Source organism: Pseudomonas putida, from assembly GCF_026625125.1.
Taxonomy (GTDB): Bacteria; Pseudomonadota; Gammaproteobacteria; order Pseudomonadales; family Pseudomonadaceae; genus Aquipseudomonas; species Aquipseudomonas putida_X.
Window position 1 is genome coordinate 393,451 of the sequence record NZ_CP113097.1, and the last position, 18,127, is coordinate 411,577.

Below are 18,127 nucleotides of genomic sequence, written 5' to 3' on the forward strand. Positions count from 1 at the left end.
GAGCCTGGGTGCTGGTGCGGGTTTCAGGGCTGACACAGAGGAGCAGCGATGCTTGGACGCATGGGCAAGGATGCCGGTTCACTGTTGGGGGTTGAAATCGCCGCCGATTCGGTTCGGCTTGTACAACTGCAACGCAGAAAAGGGCGCTGCGAGCGTCTTGCCTGGGAGGCCGAGCCGTTCGAGCCCGCAGGTGCTGGTGAGTGGTGGCAGGTGCCCGATCGCGTAGTGGCGGCGCTGCATCGCGCTTGCCGGCGCAGTGGCAGCCGCCAGCGGCGGGCCGCAGTGGCGCTGCCTGCCTCGCAGGTGATCTGCAAGTTGTGCCAGCTACCGGCCGACCAGCCGGTGGCCGAGATGGAGGCGCAACTCTTGGCTGATGCGGACAGGTTGTTTCCTTTTCCGCTGGAAGAGTTGGTGATGGACTTCCAGGTTTTGGGGCCTTCCTGTGGTCAGGCTGACGCGCGTGATGTTCTGGTGGTGGCTTGCCGGCAGACCGTGCTGCAGCCGTTGGAAGCGCTGTTCGACGAGGCCGGCCTGCTGCTGGAGGTCGTGGAGGTCGACAGCATCGCCTTGTGGCGAATGATGCCGCAACCGCGTGCAGACGGCTCCGCGCTGCTGCGCCTCGAACCTGGTAGCGCTACGCTGCATGGCTGGTCTGAAGGTGTGTTGCCGCAGCGGCGCGAAGTGCCCTTGGCCCGGCTGGATGAACTGTTTGTCGATAACCCGCAGGTGCAGGACCTGCTTCTGACTGGAAGCCTGCTGCTTGAGCAAGGTCGGCTCGATCAGTTGTGCAGCCAGTTGAATAGGCCTTGCCGGCCATTGCCGCAGGTGGCTGGCCTTGCATGCCACGACGGCGACATGGCACTGGCGACTGCCCTGGCGCTGGGGGCTTTGCGCTGATGCTGCGTATCAATCTTCTGCCCTGGCGCGAGCAGCAGCGCCAGGCAGCACTTCGCCGCTTTCAATTCAGGCTGATTGGCGGCGTGGTGCTGGCGCTTTGTGTGGTGTTGTTGATGGACCAGCTGGCACGCCAGCGCGCGCAGCATCAGTTGGCTGCCAACCTGGGCCGGCAGGCCGCCATCGCTGGTCTCGATACGCAGTTGCAGCAGCTTGACGTCATTCACCAGGCCCTCGACGCAGCACAGGCCCAAACCGCTCTGCTGGACGCTCTGTTCGCTGATCGAGGGTATCTGACGGCGCTGTTCAGCGCGCTGGAGCGGGCATTACCCGAGGGCGTTCAGGTGGTCGAACTGAAGGTCGAGGGTGAGCGGTTGCACGTGGTCGGGCTGGCTGCGTCCAGTGCTGTGATAGCGCAATTGATGCGCGATCTCGGGCGCTCCGGGGTATTGCTCGACCTGGAGCTGAAGCGGATCGAGAGCTTGCCTGCTGGCGAGAAGTTTTTGCTGCAGGCGCGGATGTCGGCCTCTTGGTCGTGAAACTGCGCACCCGTCTGGACTGGCAGGCGCTCGTGGCGCGCTCGCGCCTGTTCCGGTGTGCCCTGCCGATAGCTGCGGGGTGCCTGGTCGTTGCGGCAGGCTGCCTGATGCGTTGGCCGGAATGGCGGCAACTGCAGCACACAGCGCAGGCAAACCAAAAGGCCCTTGATGACAAGCACCAGGCCAAGGCCGCCCAGGTATCGGCTCGTGTGCATGCTCCGCAAGCGCTGAGCGACGCCCAGCGGCACTTGGACGATATGCGATGGCGGCTGGCGGCCGGCGGCGAAATCAGCGATCTGCTCGACCAATTGGCCGCATCGGGGCATGTGCATGGGCTGCATTTCGAGCGGCTTGAGGTACTGGATGAGCAGAATCAGCCAGGTTTTGGCCGAACACCGCTGGATGTGCAGGTCGTGGGGCGTTACGCGGCACTGCGAATGTGGCTCGATGATTGGCTTGGGCAGGTTCGCCTGCTGCGTGCCGGTGATATGCATCTGGCCAGTGCTCATGGCAGGCCGGGCGTGTTGAGGTTAAGGCTGCGTGTCGACGCCTTCCACGCCGATGGGGCGGTGGCAGAGCCGGAATCACTGGCTTGGCTGCCTGCGCGTGATCAGGTCAGGCCAGCTGTGGCCGACCCCTTTTCAAGCTGGTCGGGCCGCGCTGTCAGGCAAGGGCTCGCCAACATACCGCTCGCTCAGCTGGAAATGGTCGGCAGCTTGTCCCGAGGCATGCAGCACGAGGCTCTGCTGTTGTCTGCAGGGCGGCTCTATCGCGTGCGTTCCGGTGACCGGCTGGGGCGCGATGAGGGGGTGGTGGTGCGCGTGGACGCGCAACAGGTCGAGGTGTGCGAACGGTTGTTCGTGGGGGGCATTTGGCGCGAGCGCACCACAGTGCTGACACTCAGGAAGGGCGTGGACAGGGAGATCACGCGGGACAATGAACGGGATGATGAAGTGGCTGGTGGCGGCCTTGCTGCCGATGCCTTCGCTGGCAGCGACGCCTTATCAGGGTGAACCGGTTTCGCTGAACTTCCAGGACGTGGAAGTGCGCCTTGTGTTGCAGGTGCTGGCCGATTATGCCGGCATCAACCTGGTCGCCAGCGACACGGTGCAGGGCAGTATCACCTTGCGTCTGCAGGATGTTCCGTGGGATCAGGCGCTGGAATTGGTGCTGCGCAGCAAGGGGCTGGCCCGGCGGGAAGAAGGCAAGGTACTGGTGGTGGCGCCAGCGGCTGAGCTGGCCGAACAGGCGCTGGGGGCGCGTATGGGGTTGGAGTTGGAGGCCCAGTCGCAGCCGTTGCGCCGGGAGTTGCTGCCGATACAACACGCCGCGGCCCCAGAACTTGCCGAGTTGCTGCTGGCTACGTTGGCCGATGACGGCATTCTGACTGGGCGCGGTAGTTTGCATGTGGATGTGCGCACCAATACGCTGGTCGCTCACCAGCCTGAGGGCCGGCTTGCCGAGTTGCGCCAGTTGGTTGCGCAGCTGGATGTGCCTGTACGGCAGGTCGAGATCGAGGCCCGCATCGTGGAGGCCAATGTCGATTACGAGCACAGCCTTGGGGTGCGCTGGGGCCCGCGTCTCTATGGCGAAGCCCCTGCGTTGGGCGCGGACGTATTTGTCGATCTTGGGGTGGAGCGGGCCGGTTCCAGCATCGGCTTGGGCGTATTGCGCGGGGGCGTGCTGCTGGACCTTGAACTCAGCGCCATGGAGAAGACCGGTAATGGCGAAATCATCTCCCAGCCCAAGGTGGTAACGGCCAATAACGAGACTGCCCGTATCCTCAAAGGCACAGAAGTCCCTTACCAGGAGACCTCTAAGAGTGGCGCTACGTCGGTTGCATTCCGCGAGGCGTCGCTGTCGCTGGAGGTCACGCCGCAGATTACGCCGGACGGCAAGGTGATCATGACGGTCAAGGTGACCAAGGACGAGCCTGATTTCGTCAATGCCTTGAACGATGTGCCGCCGATCCGCAAGAACGAGGTCAATGCCAAGGTCCGGGTAGCGGATGGGGAAACCATCGTCATTGGCGGTGTGTACTCGACCACGCAAAACAATGTGGTCGACAAGGTGCCATTTTTCGGCGATCTGCCGTATGTTGGGCGGCTGTTTCGACGCGATGTATTACAAGAGAAAAAATCCGAGCTGCTGGTCTTCCTGACTCCGCGTATCATGAGTGACCAGGCGATTGCTGTGAGTCGTTGATTCTGTGCGAAATTTGATACTTGTAGGGCCCATGGGCGCTGGAAAAAGCACCATCGGGCGCCTGTTGGCCAAAGAGCTGCGCCTGCTGTTCAAAGATTCCGACAAGGAAATCGAACTGCGAACCGGCGCCAATATCCCGTGGATCTTCGACAAAGAAGGCGAGCCGGGTTTCCGTGACCGTGAGCAGGCGATGATCGCCGAGCTCTGCGCGCTCGATGGCGTGGTCGTGGCGACCGGCGGCGGTGCGGTCATGCGCGAGGCCAACCGCCACGCGCTGCACCATGGCGGCCGGGTGATCTACCTGCATGCCTCGGTGGAGCAGCAAGTGGGGCGTACTGCGCGCGATCGCAATCGGCCATTGCTGCGTACCGCCAATCCGGAGGCGACCTTGCGTAACCTGCTCGAGGCGCGCGACCCGCTGTACCGTGAGATCGCCGACATCGTGGTGGAAACCGACGAACGGCCGCCGCGCATGGTCGTACTGGATATTCTCGAACGCTTGCAGCAATTGCCGCCCCGGTAGGCCGGGACTATTCTCGGCCAGGGCCGAGGTGAGGTTCAACGTTACCGCGTGGGTCGCTCAGCCGGCGCCGCGCCCAAGTACATTGTGGGGATACATGCAGACACTTAAGGTCGACCTGGGCGAGCGTAGCTACCCGATCTACATTGGCGAAGGCCTGCTTGACCAGCCAGAACTGCTGGCGCCGCATATTGCCGGCCGGCAGGTTGCCATCGTTTCCAACGAGACCGTCGCGCCCCTGTATCTCGAACGTCTGAGCAAGACGCTGGGTGCCTATTCGGTGCTGCCAGTGATTCTTCCGGATGGCGAAGCCCACAAGAACTGGGAAACCCTGCAGTTGATCTTCGACGGCCTGCTGCGCGCCCGGCACGACCGCCGCACCACGGTGGTGGCGCTCGGTGGTGGCGTTATCGGCGACATGGCCGGCTTCGCTGCCGCGTGCTATCAGCGTGGCGTCGATTTCATCCAGGTCCCCACCACCCTGCTTTCCCAGGTCGACTCCTCTGTTGGAGGCAAGACCGGCATCAACCACCCGCTGGGCAAGAACATGGTAGGTGCGTTCTATCAGCCCAATGCCGTGCTGATCGACACCGCCACCCTCAAGACCCTGCCCGAGCGCGAGCTGTCGGCGGGCCTTGCCGAAGTGATCAAGTACGGGCTGATCTGCGACAAGCCCTTCCTCGGTTGGCTCGAAGACAATATCAAGGCCTTGCGCGCCCTTGAACCTGCGGCGCTGACCGAAGCGATCCAGCGCTCATGTGCAGCCAAGGCCGCCGTGGTCGGGGCTGATGAACGTGAGTCCGGTGTGCGCGCGACGCTCAACCTGGGGCATACCTTCGGGCATGCCATCGAAACGCACATGGGCTACGGTGTCTGGTTGCACGGCGAAGCCGTGGCAGCGGGCACGGTGATGGCTCTGGAGATGTCGATGCGCCTGGGCTGGATCGACCAGTCCGAGCGCGATCGCGCAATCCGCCTGCTGCAGGATGCAGGTTTGCCGGTGGTGCCACCACAGGAAATGACCCCGGCGCATTTCATGGAGCATATGGCGGTCGACAAGAAGGTGATCGATGGGCGTTTGCGTCTGGTGCTCCTGCGCCAGATGGGCGAAGCCGTGGTGACCGACGACTATCCGAAAGAGGTTCTTCAGGCCACGCTGTCGGCGGATTACCGCGCGATCGTGGCCCAGCTTTGAGGTTGTGACAGCGCAATGACCAGTTTGCATGCCGATGAGGCGTTTCTCGACCATTACCAGTTGAGCCACGATCCGTTCGCGCCGCGTGTGCCCGGCTTCAAGTTTTTCCCTGCCCAGCGCAAGCCTGTGCTCGGCCAACTGCACCACCTGGCCCGTTACAGCCAGCTGATGCTGGTGGTTACAGGGCCTGTAGGCAGTGGTAAAACCTTGCTGCGCCAGGCCTTGGTGGCCAGCACCAACAAGCAGTCGGTGCAGAGCGTAGTGGTCTCGGCCCGTAGCGCCAGCGATGCCGCCAGTGTGCTGGGCCAGGTGGCCCAGGCGCTTGAGCTGGCCACGGCGGACGTTCAGGCGATCCTCTCCAAGGTAGTCCAGCTTGCCCTCACCGGGCAGGAAGTCTATTTACTGGTGGACGATGCGGAACAACTCGACGAGTCGGCACTCCAAGCGTTGCTGGAGCTGGCTGCAGGTGTCCCGGAGGGGCGCCCGCACGTGTTCCTGTTCGGCGAAGCGTCGCTGATCGCCGGGTTGGACGAGATCCCTGTCGAGGAAGAGCGTTTCCACGTCATTGAACTCGCGCCCTACAGCGAGGAAGAGACCCGCGAGTACCTGGAGCAGCGCCTGGAAGGGGCAGGCCGGGGCATCGAGGTGTTCACCCATGAGCAGATCGTCGATATTCACGAACACTCCGACGGGTGGCCCGGCAATATCAACCAGGTTGCCCGCGATACTTTGATCGAAGCCATGATCGCCAGCCGTAGTTCGGCGAAGCGACCAACCATGGGGTTCAAAATGCCTAAGAAACACGTGCTCGCGCTGTCCGCTGTCGTTGTGGTCGCCGTTGCTGCTGCGGTTCTCATGCCCAAGAAAAGCGACAAGGCGGCCACGGATGCGCCGACGGCCCAAGCCCAATTGCCGCTGGGGGAAGGAAAGCCTGCTGACCCGGCGATCGAGTTCTCAGGGTCGTCGCAGCCGATGCCACTGCCGCTGGTTGGCCAGTCGCAGCCGGTGATGCGCGAGCCTCTGGCGCAGGCCGCCGGCATGGGGGATGGTGAAGAAGGTGGCCCGGCGGACAGCACTGCGCTGCAGCCGGGCAATCCGCCGACGGTCACGACCATCGCACCACCGCAGGGTGAGGCTGCCGGCCCTGCACCCACCATGGCCCAGGCCGCTACCAGCGCGCCGCCGGCTCAGCCGGTTGCTCCTGCGCAGAAGCCGGTAGCAACCCAGCCGGCCAAGCCGGTTGCACCTGCCAAGCCTGCTCCGGCACCGACCCAGGTTGCCACCGCCAAGCCCGCCGCCAAACCGGCTGGCGGGAGCGGTAACAGCGGCTGGTATACCGGGCAGAAGCCTGGCAACTATGTCGTGCAGATCCTTGGTACCAGCTCCGAAGCGTCGGCGCAGGCCTTCGTCAAGGCGCAGGGTGGCGACTATCGCTACTTCAAGAAAACCCTGCAGGGCAAGCCGCTTTACGTGGTCACTTATGGTAGCTTCGCCAACCGCGATGCAGCGGTTGCGGCAATCAAGAACTTGCCAGCGAAGGTTCAGGCTGGTAAACCTTGGCCACGTACTGTAGCCAGCGTCCAACAAGAGCTGGCCACGGCCCGCTGATACCTTCCGGGCGGCACCACCCCGCCGCCCAGTTGCTGAGCGATAACTGACTTTCGTCTAGCCTGCTGCGCCCGAGCGCGGCAGGCTTTTCTGTCCCAGGCTGCCGGCCACAAGCCAATCTTGCAGTCAGGGCTGAAACGCTTCAGACTCAAGCCAAGGCGCTATCACGGCGCATGGCGTAAAACATTCAATATTGCGACATAAATTTTCAATGGTGAGACATGAAAATTTGTGGGCATCGCTGTCGCTGTGCAACAATGGTTTTCCATGGCCACCGCAAAAAAGCTGGCATTTGATCGGCGTGGATGGTAAGTGGTTGTTAAAAAAGAGATTTGCCTCCGGTTGAGAGGTGAACCTGGTGAGAAAGTGTCTATGAAAACAGGTCTGTACCATCCCGAAGAATTCAAGGACAACTGTGGTTTTGGCCTGATCGCCCATATGACGGGCGAACCGAGCCACCACCTTCTGCAAACTGCCATGCAGGCCCTGACTTGCATGACCCACCGCGGCGGTATCAACGCCGACGGCAAGACCGGTGACGGTTGCGGTCTGCTCATGCAGAAACCCGATCAATTCCTGCGTGCCGTAGCCGAGGAACATTTTGCCGTCGAGCTGCCAAAGCAGTACGCCGTTGGCATGGTGTTCTTCAACCAGGACCCGGTAAAAGCCGAAGCTGCTCGCGCCAACATGGACCGCGAAATCATCGCTGCCGGCCTGACCCTGGTTGGCTGGCGCAAAGTCCCGATCGACACCAGCGTGCTCGGCCGCCTGGCGCTGGAGCGCCTGCCGCAGATCGAACAGGTGTTCATCGGCGGTGAAGGCCTGAGCGATCAGGAATTCGCCATCAAGCTGTTCAGTGCCCGTCGCCGTTCGTCCGTGGCCAACGCCCACGACGCCGACCACTACATCTGCAGCTTCTCGCACAAGACCATCATCTACAAAGGCCTGATGATGCCGCGCGATCTCGCGGCCTTCTATCCGGACCTGGACGACGAGCGCCTGCAAACCGCGATCTGCGTGTTCCACCAGCGCTTCTCCACCAACACCCTGCCGAAATGGCCGCTGGCGCAGCCGTTCCGCTTCCTCGCCCACAATGGCGAGATCAATACCATCACCGGTAACCGCAACTGGGCCATGGCCCGTCGCACCAAGTTCGCCAACGACCAGATCCCCGACCTCGAAGAGCTCGGCCCGCTGGTCAACCGCGTTGGTTCCGACTCCTCGAGCATGGACAACATGCTGGAGCTGATGGTCACCGGCGGCATCGACCTGTTCCGCGGCGTGCGCATGCTGGTACCGCCAGCCTGGCAGAACGTCGAGACCATGGACGCCGACCTGCGCGCGTTCTATGAATACAACTCCATGCACATGGAGCCGTGGGATGGCCCGGCCGGCATCGTCATGACCGAAGGCCGCCATGCGGTGTGCCTGCTTGACCGCAACGGCCTGCGCCCGGCGCGCTGGGTGACCACCAAGAATGGCTATATCACCCTGGCGTCGGAAATCGGCGTCTGGGACTACAAGCCTGAAGATGTCATCGCCAAGGGGCGTGTCGGCCCAGGCCAGATCTTCGCCGTGGACACCGAGACCGGTCACATCCTCGACACCGATGCCATCGACAACCGGCTGAAGTCGCGCCACCCGTACAAGCGCTGGCTGCGTCAGCACGCCTTGCGCATCCAGGCGACCCTCACCGACGACCAGGGCGCGGCCAGCTACGACGCTGACCAGCTGAAGCAGTACATGAAGATGTTCCAGGTCACGTTCGAAGAGCGTGACCAGGTACTGCGCCCACTCGGCGAGCAAGGCCAGGAAGCGGTCGGTTCGATGGGTGACGACACGCCAATGGCTGTCCTGTCGCAGCGCGTGCGTTCGCCTTACGACTTCTTCCGCCAGCAGTTCGCCCAGGTTACCAACCCGCCGATCGACCCGCTGCGCGAAGCGATCGTCATGTCGCTGGAGATCTGCCTGGGTGCCGAGCGCAACATCTTCCAGGAATCTCCCGAGCATGCCTCGCGGGTAATCCTCAGCTCCCCGGTCATCTCGCCCGCCAAATGGCGTTCGTTGATGAACCTGGAGCGCGAAGGCTTCGACCGTCAGCTGATCGACCTCAACTATGAGGAAAGCATCGGCCTGGAAGCGGCCATCCGCAATATTGCCGATCAGGCAGAAGAAGCGGTTCGCGCAGGCAAGACCCAGCTGGTGCTCAGCGACCGCTATATCGCCCCGGGCAAGCTGCCGGTGCATGCTTCGTTCGCCGTTGGCGCGGTCCATCACCGCCTGACGGAAAAAGGCCTGCGTTGCGACAGCAACATCCTGGTCGAAACCGCCACTGCCCGTGATCCGCACCACTTCGCGGTACTGCTGGGCTTCGGCGCCTCTGCGGTATACCCGTACCTGGCGTATGAAGTGCTGGCCGACCTGATCCGCACCGGCGAAGTGCTGGGCGATCTGGACGAAGTGTTCAAGTACTACCGCAAAGGCATCTCCAAGGGCCTGCTGAAGATCCTGTCGAAGATGGGCATCTCCACCATCGCCTCTTACCGTGGCGCCCAGCTGTTCGAAGCGGTGGGCCTGGCCGAAGAAGTGGTCGGCTTGAGCTTCAAAGGCGTGTCCAGCCGCATCAAGGGCGCGCGTTTCGTCGACCTTGAGGGCGACCAGAAGCTGCTCGCCGCTGAGGCCTGGAGCGCGCGCAAGCCGATCCAGCAGGGCGGTCTGCTCAAGTTCGTCCACGGCGGCGAGTACCACGCCTACAACCCGGATGTGGTCAATACGCTGCAGGCTGCCGTGCAGCAGGGCGACTACGCCAAGTTCAAGGAATACACCACGCTGGTCGACCAGCGCCCGGTATCGATGATCCGCGACCTGCTGAAGGTGAAGGTGGCCGATCAGGCCCTGCCGCTGGATCAGATCGAGCCGCTGGAGGCGATCCTCAAGCGCTTCGACTCTGCTGGTATCTCGCTGGGCGCGCTGTCGCCAGAGGCTCACGAAGCGCTGGCCGAGGCGATGAACCGCCTGGGCGCGCGCTCCAACTCCGGTGAGGGCGGTGAAGACCCGTCGCGCTATGGCACCATCCGTAGCTCCAAGATCAAGCAGGTGGCCACCGGCCGCTTCGGTGTGACTCCGGAATACCTGGTCAATGCCGAAGTGCTGCAGATCAAGGTTGCCCAAGGCGCCAAACCGGGCGAGGGTGGGCAGTTGCCAGGCGGCAAGGTCAACGGCCTGATCGCCAAGCTGCGCTATGCGGTACCGGGCGTGACCCTGATTTCGCCGCCGCCACACCACGATATCTACTCGATCGAAGACCTGGCCCAGCTGATTTATGACCTCAAGCAGGTCAACCCTCAGGCCCTGGTGTCGGTCAAGCTGGTGGCAGAAGCAGGCGTGGGTACCATCGCCGCTGGCGTGGCCAAGGCCTATGCCGACCTGATCACCATCTCCGGTTACGACGGTGGTACCGGTGCTTCGCCGCTGACCTCGATCAAGTACGCCGGCGCCCCGTGGGAACTGGGCCTGGCCGAAACCCACCAGACCCTGCGCGGCAACGACCTGCGCGGCAAGGTACGGGTACAGACCGACGGTGGCCTGAAAACCGGCCTGGACGTGATCAAGGCTGCCATCCTGGGTGCCGAGAGCTTTGGCTTCGGTACCGCACCGATGATCGCCCTGGGCTGCAAGTACCTGCGCATCTGCCACCTGAACAACTGCGCCACCGGCGTGGCCACGCAGAACGACAAGCTGCGCAAGGACCATTACATCGGCACCGTCGACATGGTGATCAACTTCTTCACCTTCGTTGCCGAAGAAACCCGCGAGTGGCTGGCCAAGCTGGGTGTGCGTAGCCTGGGCGAGCTGATCGGCCGGACCGACCTGCTCGACGTGCTGCCAGGCGATACCGAGCGCCAGCACCACCTTGACCTGTCGCCGCTGCTGGGCAGCTCGCACATTCCGGCCGACAAGCCGCAGTTCTGCGAAGTCGACAAGAACCCGCCGTTCGACAAGGGCGAACTGGCCGAGAAGATGGTCGAAATGGCCCTGCCGGCCATCCGCGATCAGGCCGGTGGCGAGTTCGCGCTCGACATCTGCAACTGTGACCGCTCCATCGGTGCGCGCATCTCCGGCGAAATCGCCAAGTTGCACGGCAACCAGGGCATGGCCGCAGCGCCGATCACCTTCCGCTTCAAGGGCACTGCAGGCCAGAGCTTCGGCGTGTGGAACGCCGGTGGCCTGAACCTGTACCTGGAAGGTGACGCCAACGACTACGTCGGCAAAGGCATGACCGGTGGCAAGGTCACCATCGTGCCGCCAGCCGGCAGCCCGTTCGAAACCCAGCACAGCGCCATTGTCGGCAACACCTGCCTCTATGGCGCCACGGGCGGCAAGCTGTTCGCCGCCGGCACCGCGGGCGAGCGCTTCGCTGTGCGTAACTCCGGCGCCCACGCTGTTGTCGAGGGTACTGGCGATCACTGCTGTGAATACATGACCGGCGGCTTTGTCTGCGTCCTGGGCAAGACCGGTTACAACTTCGGCTCTGGCATGACTGGCGGCTTCGCCTACGTGCTCGACATGGACAACAGCTTCGTCGACAAGCTCAACCACGAACTGGTGGAAATCCAGCGTATCAGTGGTGAAGCGATGGAAGCCTACCGTAGCCACCTGGCGCGGGTCCTTGGCGAATACGTGGAAGAAACCGGCAGCGAGTGGGGGCGTGAGCTCTCGGAGAACCTGGACGATTACGTGCGACGCTTCTGGTTGGTCAAGCCGAAGGCGGCCAATCTCAAGCAACTGCTGTCCAGTACCCGTGCCAACCCGCAGTAAAAACAGCTGCAAGTGGCAAGCCTCAAGCTGCAAGTAAGAGCAGCTCGAGGTTTGCCCGGCTTAAGTGATCGTCTTGCGGCTTGCAGCTTGTAGCTTGCAGCTGCTGTTAAGAGGTTTTGAAAAATGGCTGAACGTCTGAGTAACGACTTCCAGTTCATCGAAGTGGGCCGCAAGGACCCGAAGAAAAAGCTGCTGCGCCAGCGCAAGAAGGAGTTCGTGGAAATCTACGAGCCCTTCAAGCCCCAGCAGTCCGTAGAACAGGCGCATCGCTGTCTGGGCTGCGGTAACCCGTATTGTGAGTGGAAGTGCCCGGTGCACAACTTCATCCCGAACTGGTTGAAGCTGGTCGCCGAAGGCAACATCCTGGCCGCGGCCGAACTGTCGCATCAGACCAACACCCTGCCGGAAGTCTGTGGCCGTGTGTGCCCGCAAGACCGCCTGTGCGAGGGTGCCTGCACGTTGAACGACGGCTTCGGCGCGGTGACCATCGGTTCGGTTGAGAAGTACATCACCGACACCGCCTTCGCCATGGGTTGGCGCCCGGACATGTCCAAGGTCAAACCGACTGGCAAGCGCGTTGCCATCATCGGTGCTGGCCCGGCGGGCCTGGGCTGTGCCGACGTGCTGGTGCGTGCCGGGGTTACCCCGGTGGTGTTCGACAAGAACCCTGAAATCGGCGGCTTGCTGACCTTCGGCATCCCTGAGTTCAAGCTGGAAAAGACCGTGCTGAGCCATCGTCGCGAAGTCTTTACTGGCATGGGTATCGAGTTCCGCCTGAACACCGAGGTGGGCACCGACATCACCATGGAACAGCTGCTCGCCGAGTACGACGCCGTGTTCATGGGCATGGGTACCTATACCTACATGAAAGGCGGCTTCCCGGGCGAGGACCTGCCGGGCGTGCATGACGCGCTGGACTTCCTGATCGCCAACGTCAACCGCAACCTGGGCTTCGAGAAGTCGCCGCAAGACTTTGTCGATATGCAGGGCAAGAGGGTCGTGGTGCTGGGCGGTGGCGACACCGCGATGGACTGCAACCGCACCTCGATCCGCCAGGGAGCCAAGTCGGTGACCTGTGCCTACCGCCGTGACGAAGCCAACATGCCAGGCTCGCGCAAAGAGGTGAAGAACGCCAAGGAAGAGGGTGTGAAGTTCCTCTACAACCGTCAGCCGATCGCCATTGTCGGTGAAGACAAGGTCGAAGGCGTGAAGGTGGTCGAGACCCGTCTTGGCGAGCCGGATGCCCGTGGCCGTCGCAGCCCTGAGCCAATCCCGGGTTCCGAAGAAATCCTCCCGGCGGACGCCGTGGTGATCGCGTTCGGCTTCCGCCCAAGCCCGGCCCCCTGGTTCGAGCAGCATGGCATCCAGATGGACAGCCAAGGCCGTGTGGTGGCCCCGGAGAAAGGCACGTTCAAGCACCAGACCAGCAACCCGAAAATATTTGCCGGTGGCGATATGGTGCGCGGTTCGGACCTGGTGGTGACCGCCATCTTCGAAGGCCGCAACGCTGCCGAAGGTATCCTGGATTACCTCGAAGTCTGATCGGCCCGATGGGGCCGCACAGCGGCCTCATCGGTTTTTGTATACAAAATTGCTTGATCCACGGCACCCAATAGACAAAACGCATGGTCTCAACCGTGCCTTTTGCGCTGGCGTCTGAGAAAATGCCCGCACTTTTTTGCCGGATGCCGACATGACTGCCCTGAAGAACGATCGTTTCCTGCGTGCACTGCTCAAGCAACCCGTAGACGTCACCCCTGTATGGATGATGCGCCAGGCCGGCCGTTACCTGCCGGAATACCGCGCCAGCCGCGCCAAGGCCGGTGACTTCATGAGCCTGTGCATGAACCCCCAGTTCGCCTGTGAGGTCACCTTGCAGCCGCTGGAACGCTACCCGCTTGACGCAGCGATCCTGTTCTCGGACATCCTCACCATTCCCGATGCCATGGGCCTTGGCCTTTACTTCGAGACCGGCGAAGGCCCGCGTTTCAAGAAGGTCATCAGCACCCCGGCCGACATCGAAGCGTTGGCCATCCCTGATCCGCAGAAAGACCTCGGCTACGTGATGGATGCCGTCAGCACCATTCGGCGCGAGCTCAACGGCCGTGTGCCGCTGATCGGTTTCTCCGGCAGCCCATGGACCCTGGCCACCTACATGGTCGAAGGTGGCTCGTCCAAAGACTTCCGCAAGACCAAGGCGATGGCCTACGACAACCCGCAAGCCCTGCACATGCTGCTGGACAAGCTGGCACAGTCGGTCACCAGCTACCTCAACGGGCAGATCCTGGCCGGTGCCCAGGCCGTGCAGATCTTCGACACCTGGGGCGGCAACCTGTCGGCGGCGGCGTATCAGGAGTTCTCCCTGGCCTACATGCGCAAGATCGTCAGTGGCCTGATCCGTGAGCACGATGGGCGCAAGGTGCCGGTAATCCTGTTCACCAAGAATGGCGGCCTGTGGCTGGAGAGCATCGCTGAAGCCGGCGCTGATGCACTGGGCCTGGACTGGACCTGCGAGATCGGCGACGCCCGCCGCCGCGTGGGTGACAAGGTTGCCCTGCAAGGCAACATGGACCCGACCGTGCTGTACGCCAAGCCCGAGGCCATCCGCAACGAAGTGGCACGGATCCTGGCGAGCTATGGCAAGGGTACCGGCCATGTGTTCAACCTGGGTCACGGCATTACGCCGGAGGTCGACCCGGAGCATGCGGGCGTGTTCATCAACGCCGTGCATGAACTGTCCGCGCAGTACCACCAGTGATCTGAGTGCTGGCCAGTCAAGCGAATCGGGGCCGCTTTGCGGCCCATCGCCGGCAAGCCAGCTCCCACAGGGGCCGCGCCAGCTTTTAGCAGTTGCGCAAGACAGTTACTCCCACGAGGTGCGGTCAACTGTGGCTGGCTTGCCGGCGATCACTGGCAAAGCCGGTGCCATGCCCTGGTTTTGTTGCATTAAGTTTTAATTCAGCGATCGTCGCTAATCTGGTCCCATCGAAACCGAAACAGGACCCGAACCTCATGAAAGCTCGCTACTTCGCTCTGATTCTCGCCCCCTTGTTCAGTACCGCTGCCTTGGCCGCCGGTTACACCGGCCCAGGCGCTCAGGCGGTGACTACCGTCGCCGCGGCCAATGACGCAGCCGATGACACCCCCGTAGTGCTGCAGGGGTATGTCACCAAGAAGGTCAACAATGACGACAAGTACGAATTCAAGGACAACACCGGCACCATCTCCGTCGAGATCGACGATGAAGACCTGCCGCCGACGCCGTTCAACGACAAGACCAAGGTCAAGCTGACCGGTGAGGTGGAAAAGCACCTGATGAGCCGTGAAGTGGATGTGGACATCGTCGAGATCGTGAACTGACCTGAGGGCCCAATCGTCGGCAAACCGGCGATTGGGCTGCAGCGCAACCCTGTTCAGGCAGCCTTGGGCGCCAGCTTGCTGAGGTGCAATGCCACCAGCAACGCCACCGTCAGCAGGCTGCCGATGAACAGCCCGATACCACTCCAGCCCCACTGATGCCAGAACACCCCACCTGCGGTGCCCGCCACACTCGACCCCGCGTAATAGCAGAACAGGTACAACGAAGAAGCCTGGCCCTTGGCCTTCAGCGCTCGCCGGCCGATCCAGCTGCTGGCCACCGAATGCGCTCCGAAAAAGCCGAAGGTAAAGATCAGCATCCCCACGATAATCATCACCAAGGGGCTGGCCAATGTCAGCAACAGCCCGCCCGCCATGACCAGAATGCTCGCCCAGAACACCCGCCGGCGTCCCAGTTTATCTGCCAGCGCCCCCACTTGCGCCGAGCTGTAGATACCCGACAGGTAAACCACCGATAGCAGGCCGACCAGCGCTTGGTTCATGTGATAGGGCTCGGCCAGCAGCCGATAGCCGATGTAGTTGAACAGGGTGACGAACGCGCCCATCAGCAGGAACGCTTCGAGGAACAACCAGGGCAGGCCCGCGTCCTTGAAGTGCATGGCGAAGCCGTCCAGCAGGCTGCGCGGTTTCAGCGTCTGCGCCCTGAAATTGCGCGATTCGGGTAGCACCTTCCAGAACACCAGCGCTGCGATCAGGGCCAGGCCACCGATGGTCAGCATTGCCGTGTGCCAGCTGACGAAGTCGATCAGCACGCCGGTGATCAGGCGACCGCTCATGCCGCCGATGGCGTTGCCACCGATATACAAGCCCATGGCCAGGCCGATGTGCTGGGGGTGGATTTCTTCGCTCAGGTAGGTCATCGCCACAGCTGCCAGGCCGCTCAGCGACAGGCCGACCAGCGCCCGCGTGGCGAGTACGCCTTCCCAGGTCGGCATCACCGCGCTGACGATGGTCGATAACGCGGCGCAGAGCAGGGCAAACACCATCACCGGCTTGCGCCCGATGCGGTCGGAAATCGGCCCGGTGATCAGCAGGCCGAACGCCAGCATGCCGGTCGACACCGACAGTACCAGGCTGCTCTGCGCGGCATTGATCGAAAACTCCTGCGACAGCAGCGGCATCATCGGCTGCACGCAATACAGCAGGGCGAAGGTCGCGAAGCCACCGCTGAACAGGGCCAGTACGGTCTTCATGAAGGCAGGGGTGCCTTTCTCGATCCAGATGTCGTTCAGCGGGGCAGGCTCGGGCTCAGCAGGAAGGGGGGCTACAGCAGTCTTCACGGGTGGGTACCTCAGATGCAATGAAAAAATCATATAGCTGCCTAATGATTAGATCCAATATATTGTTCGACCTATTTAAGATGTTTGACGACTTGTTCTGGAGGGCCCATGGAACTGCGCCACCTGCGTTACTTCATTGCAGTTGCCGAAGAGCTGCACTTTGGGCGGGCGGCCCAGCAATTAGGCATTTCTCAGCCACCCCTGAGCCAACAGATCCAGGCCTTGGAACAGGAGTTGGGCGCGCGCCTGTTCGAACGTACCAATCGTCGGGTCGAGCTGAGTGAGGCCGGCCGGCTGTTCCTCGAGGAAGCGCGTCAGGTACTCGCGCAGGTTGAGAAGGCGGCTGATGTCGCGCGCCGTGCGCAGTTGGGTGAACTGGGCGAAATGAAGATCGGCTTTACGTCGTCTGCCCCCTTCACCTCGAAAATTCCCAAGGCTATTCATGCCTTCCGCCAGCGTTTCCCGGCAGTGCACCTGAACCTCAAGGAAATGAGCAGCCGCGATGTCGCCGAGGGGGTGTTCGATGAGTCCATCGAGGTCGGGCTGATGCGGCCCATGCCCTTGCCGGAAGGGCTGGTGGCCACGGAGTTGTTTCGCGAACCATTGGTGGCGGTGATCAATGCCTCGCATGCGCTGGCCGAAGGGACCGAGCACGGTGTGCACATGGCGGCGCTGGCCCACGAACCGTTCGTGTTCTTCCCGCGCAGTTACGGCAGTGGTTTGCACGCCCAGTTGCTCAGCCTGGCGCGGCAGGCGGGGTTCAATCCGCATTTTGCTCAAGAAGCGGGGGAGGCCATGACCATCATTGGGCTGGTGTCGGCGGGTTTGGGGGTTTCGGTCCTGCCGGCGTCATTCCAACGCATGCGCATCGAGGGCGTGGTGTACCGCACCTTGCTGGATGAAGAGGCGACGTCAGCGGTGTGGCTGGTGCAGCGCGAACGAGGCGGGTCGGCGATGGCCAGAGCGTTTGCCGAGTTGGTGACCGGGCAGGTATACGGCTAGGCGGGCAAAAGCGGGCACGATTGGACTGGCCTGCGCGCACCGGCGAGAGCTGGCTTGCCAGCGATGGGCTGCATAGCAGCCCTAATGGAGCTGACTCACTGGAATTGACCTGGAGATGGCACTGCTAAAAGTGCCAAACCTGAAGGCTGATGCCGGTCTTTTAGCGATTCAGGGCCGCTTTGCGGCCCATCGCCGGCAAGCCGGCTCACACATTTTTTCAGGTTTGCAGAACAGATCAGTTCACGCGCGCCAGGTCACCCTTGAGCGCCACACCCGCGATCACCGCGCCAGCATGGCACTCGTAGGTCGCAGCATCCTTGCGCTCGTTCTTCTTGTAGTAGCTGGCGATATTGGTCACCGCGTTGGCGTTCACCTTGCGCGCGGCGTCCTGCAGCGTCAGCAGGGCCGATTGCAACGCCCATTCGCAGGCCGCTTCGTCGCTTTTGTTGAAGGCATTGGTCTTCTTGTTGGTGACCGCGTTGGCGCTGATCACATTGACCTTGCCGCGTGGCTGTACGCCAGCCAGGTAGAACTTCACCGAGCCATCGAGCTTCTTCTCGTTGAGCATCTGCTGCACAACTTTCTCGAAGGGTAGGTACAGGGCGGTGTCACGGGCCTGGCTGACGCCCGGCAGGGCGCAGAGCAGCAGGGCGGTGGCAGCGGTCCAGGTTTTCAGGCGCATCGGGTC

Annotated in this window: 14 protein-coding genes; 12 read left to right on the top strand and 2 right to left on the bottom strand. The window is 62.4% G+C overall.

All coding sequences use genetic code 11. The features are described from left to right. Positions 1-48: 48 nt before the first annotated feature. The 11 genes from pilM to OSW16_RS01955 all read left to right on the top strand — a co-directional run bounded on the left by pilM (position 49) and on the right by OSW16_RS01955 (position 15,139). Positions 49-897 (top strand): type IV pilus biogenesis protein PilM, encoded by an 849-nt coding sequence (gene pilM / locus OSW16_RS01905; protein ID WP_267820351.1) that lies wholly within the window; start codon positions 49-51, stop codon positions 895-897. Beyond that, positions 897-1,433 carry a PilN domain-containing protein gene (locus OSW16_RS01910; RefSeq protein WP_241805105.1) on the top strand — a complete coding sequence of 179 codons (537 nt, stop codon included), beginning with the start codon at positions 897-899 and terminating at the stop codon, positions 1,431-1,433. The genes pilM and OSW16_RS01910 overlap by 1 nt, the downstream gene beginning before the upstream one ends. Further along, a complete protein-coding gene (locus OSW16_RS01915) occupies positions 1,430-2,446 on the top strand; it encodes a pilus assembly protein PilP (protein ID WP_267820353.1) in 1,017 nt (338 codons plus the stop codon). Before OSW16_RS01910 ends, OSW16_RS01915 begins: the two co-directional genes overlap by 4 nt. Continuing rightward, on the top strand, positions 2,370-3,638 hold the full coding sequence (locus tag OSW16_RS01920; protein ID WP_267820355.1) for a type IV pilus secretin PilQ: 1,269 nt from the start codon (positions 2,370-2,372) through the stop codon (positions 3,636-3,638). The genes OSW16_RS01915 and OSW16_RS01920 overlap by 77 nt, the downstream gene beginning before the upstream one ends. A gap of 4 nt (positions 3,639-3,642) precedes the next feature. Beyond that, positions 3,643-4,161 carry a shikimate kinase AroK gene (gene aroK / locus OSW16_RS01925; RefSeq protein WP_241805111.1) on the top strand — a complete coding sequence of 173 codons (519 nt, stop codon included), beginning with the start codon at positions 3,643-3,645 and terminating at the stop codon, positions 4,159-4,161. Between the two features lie 94 nt (positions 4,162-4,255). After that, the gene (gene aroB, locus OSW16_RS01930; protein WP_267820357.1) at positions 4,256-5,353 is read left to right on the top strand and encodes a 3-dehydroquinate synthase; all 1,098 of its coding nucleotides are present in this window, start codon (positions 4,256-4,258) and stop codon (positions 5,351-5,353) included. A 15-nt stretch (positions 5,354-5,368) separates the two neighbouring features. Further along, positions 5,369-6,961, top strand: coding sequence for an SPOR domain-containing protein (locus OSW16_RS01935; protein WP_267820359.1), 1,593 nt, complete (start codon positions 5,369-5,371; stop codon positions 6,959-6,961). 372 nt (positions 6,962-7,333) lie between these two features. Beyond that, positions 7,334-11,779, top strand: coding sequence for a glutamate synthase large subunit (gene gltB, locus OSW16_RS01940; protein WP_267820360.1), 4,446 nt, complete (start codon positions 7,334-7,336; stop codon positions 11,777-11,779). A 123-nt stretch (positions 11,780-11,902) separates the two neighbouring features. Then, positions 11,903-13,321, top strand: a complete 1,419-nt coding sequence (locus OSW16_RS01945) for an FAD-dependent oxidoreductase (RefSeq protein WP_267820362.1) — start codon at positions 11,903-11,905, stop codon at positions 13,319-13,321. A 151-nt stretch (positions 13,322-13,472) separates the two neighbouring features. Next, complete coding sequence (gene hemE, locus OSW16_RS01950) at positions 13,473-14,537, top strand: uroporphyrinogen decarboxylase (RefSeq protein WP_267820364.1); 1,065 nt, start codon at positions 13,473-13,475, stop codon at positions 14,535-14,537. A 254-nt stretch (positions 14,538-14,791) separates the two neighbouring features. Beyond that, complete coding sequence (locus OSW16_RS01955; protein WP_241805120.1) at positions 14,792-15,139, top strand: YgiW/YdeI family stress tolerance OB fold protein; 348 nt, start codon at positions 14,792-14,794, stop codon at positions 15,137-15,139. A 53-nt stretch (positions 15,140-15,192) separates the two neighbouring features. Here OSW16_RS01955 and OSW16_RS01960 read toward each other — a convergent pair whose 3' ends face one another. Then, the gene (locus tag OSW16_RS01960; RefSeq protein ID WP_418942027.1) at positions 15,193-16,437 is read right to left on the bottom strand and encodes an MFS transporter; all 1,245 of its coding nucleotides are present in this window, start codon (positions 16,435-16,437) and stop codon (positions 15,193-15,195) included. Positions 16,438-16,545: 108 nt separating this feature from the next. Here OSW16_RS01960 and OSW16_RS01965 point away from each other — a divergent pair, with 108 nt between their 5' ends. Then, positions 16,546-17,439 carry a LysR family transcriptional regulator gene (locus OSW16_RS01965; protein WP_241805123.1) on the top strand — a complete coding sequence of 298 codons (894 nt, stop codon included), beginning with the start codon at positions 16,546-16,548 and terminating at the stop codon, positions 17,437-17,439. Positions 17,440-17,674: 235 nt separating this feature from the next. Here OSW16_RS01965 and OSW16_RS01970 read toward each other — a convergent pair whose 3' ends face one another. Next, positions 17,675-18,121 carry an excinuclease gene (locus OSW16_RS01970; protein WP_241805125.1) on the bottom strand — a complete coding sequence of 149 codons (447 nt, stop codon included), beginning with the start codon at positions 18,119-18,121 and terminating at the stop codon, positions 17,675-17,677. Between the last annotated feature and the right edge of the window lie 6 nt (positions 18,122-18,127).

What these genes read in the sequence shown, in the direction of transcription:
- OSW16_RS01910 (WP_241805105.1), top strand. Translation starts at nt 897, where the DNA reads ATGCTGCGTATCAATCTTCTGCCCTGGCGCGAGCAGCAGCGCCAGGCA.
- OSW16_RS01945 (WP_267820362.1), top strand. Translation starts at nt 11,903, where the DNA reads ATGGCTGAACGTCTGAGTAACGACTTCCAGTTCATCGAAGTGGGCCGC.
- pilM (WP_267820351.1), top strand. Translation starts at nt 49, where the DNA reads ATGCTTGGACGCATGGGCAAGGATGCCGGTTCACTGTTGGGGGTTGAA.
- OSW16_RS01935 (WP_267820359.1), top strand. Translation starts at nt 5,369, where the DNA reads ATGACCAGTTTGCATGCCGATGAGGCGTTTCTCGACCATTACCAGTTG.
- OSW16_RS01920 (WP_267820355.1), top strand. Translation starts at nt 2,370, where the DNA reads ATGAACGGGATGATGAAGTGGCTGGTGGCGGCCTTGCTGCCGATGCCT.
- OSW16_RS01965 (WP_241805123.1), top strand. Translation starts at nt 16,546, where the DNA reads ATGGAACTGCGCCACCTGCGTTACTTCATTGCAGTTGCCGAAGAGCTG.
- hemE (WP_267820364.1), top strand. Translation starts at nt 13,473, where the DNA reads ATGACTGCCCTGAAGAACGATCGTTTCCTGCGTGCACTGCTCAAGCAA.
- gltB (WP_267820360.1), top strand. Translation starts at nt 7,334, where the DNA reads ATGAAAACAGGTCTGTACCATCCCGAAGAATTCAAGGACAACTGTGGT.
- OSW16_RS01970 (WP_241805125.1), bottom strand. Translation starts at nt 18,121, where the DNA reads ATGCGCCTGAAAACCTGGACCGCTGCCACCGCCCTGCTGCTCTGCGCC.
- OSW16_RS01955 (WP_241805120.1), top strand. Translation starts at nt 14,792, where the DNA reads ATGAAAGCTCGCTACTTCGCTCTGATTCTCGCCCCCTTGTTCAGTACC.
- aroB (WP_267820357.1), top strand. Translation starts at nt 4,256, where the DNA reads ATGCAGACACTTAAGGTCGACCTGGGCGAGCGTAGCTACCCGATCTAC.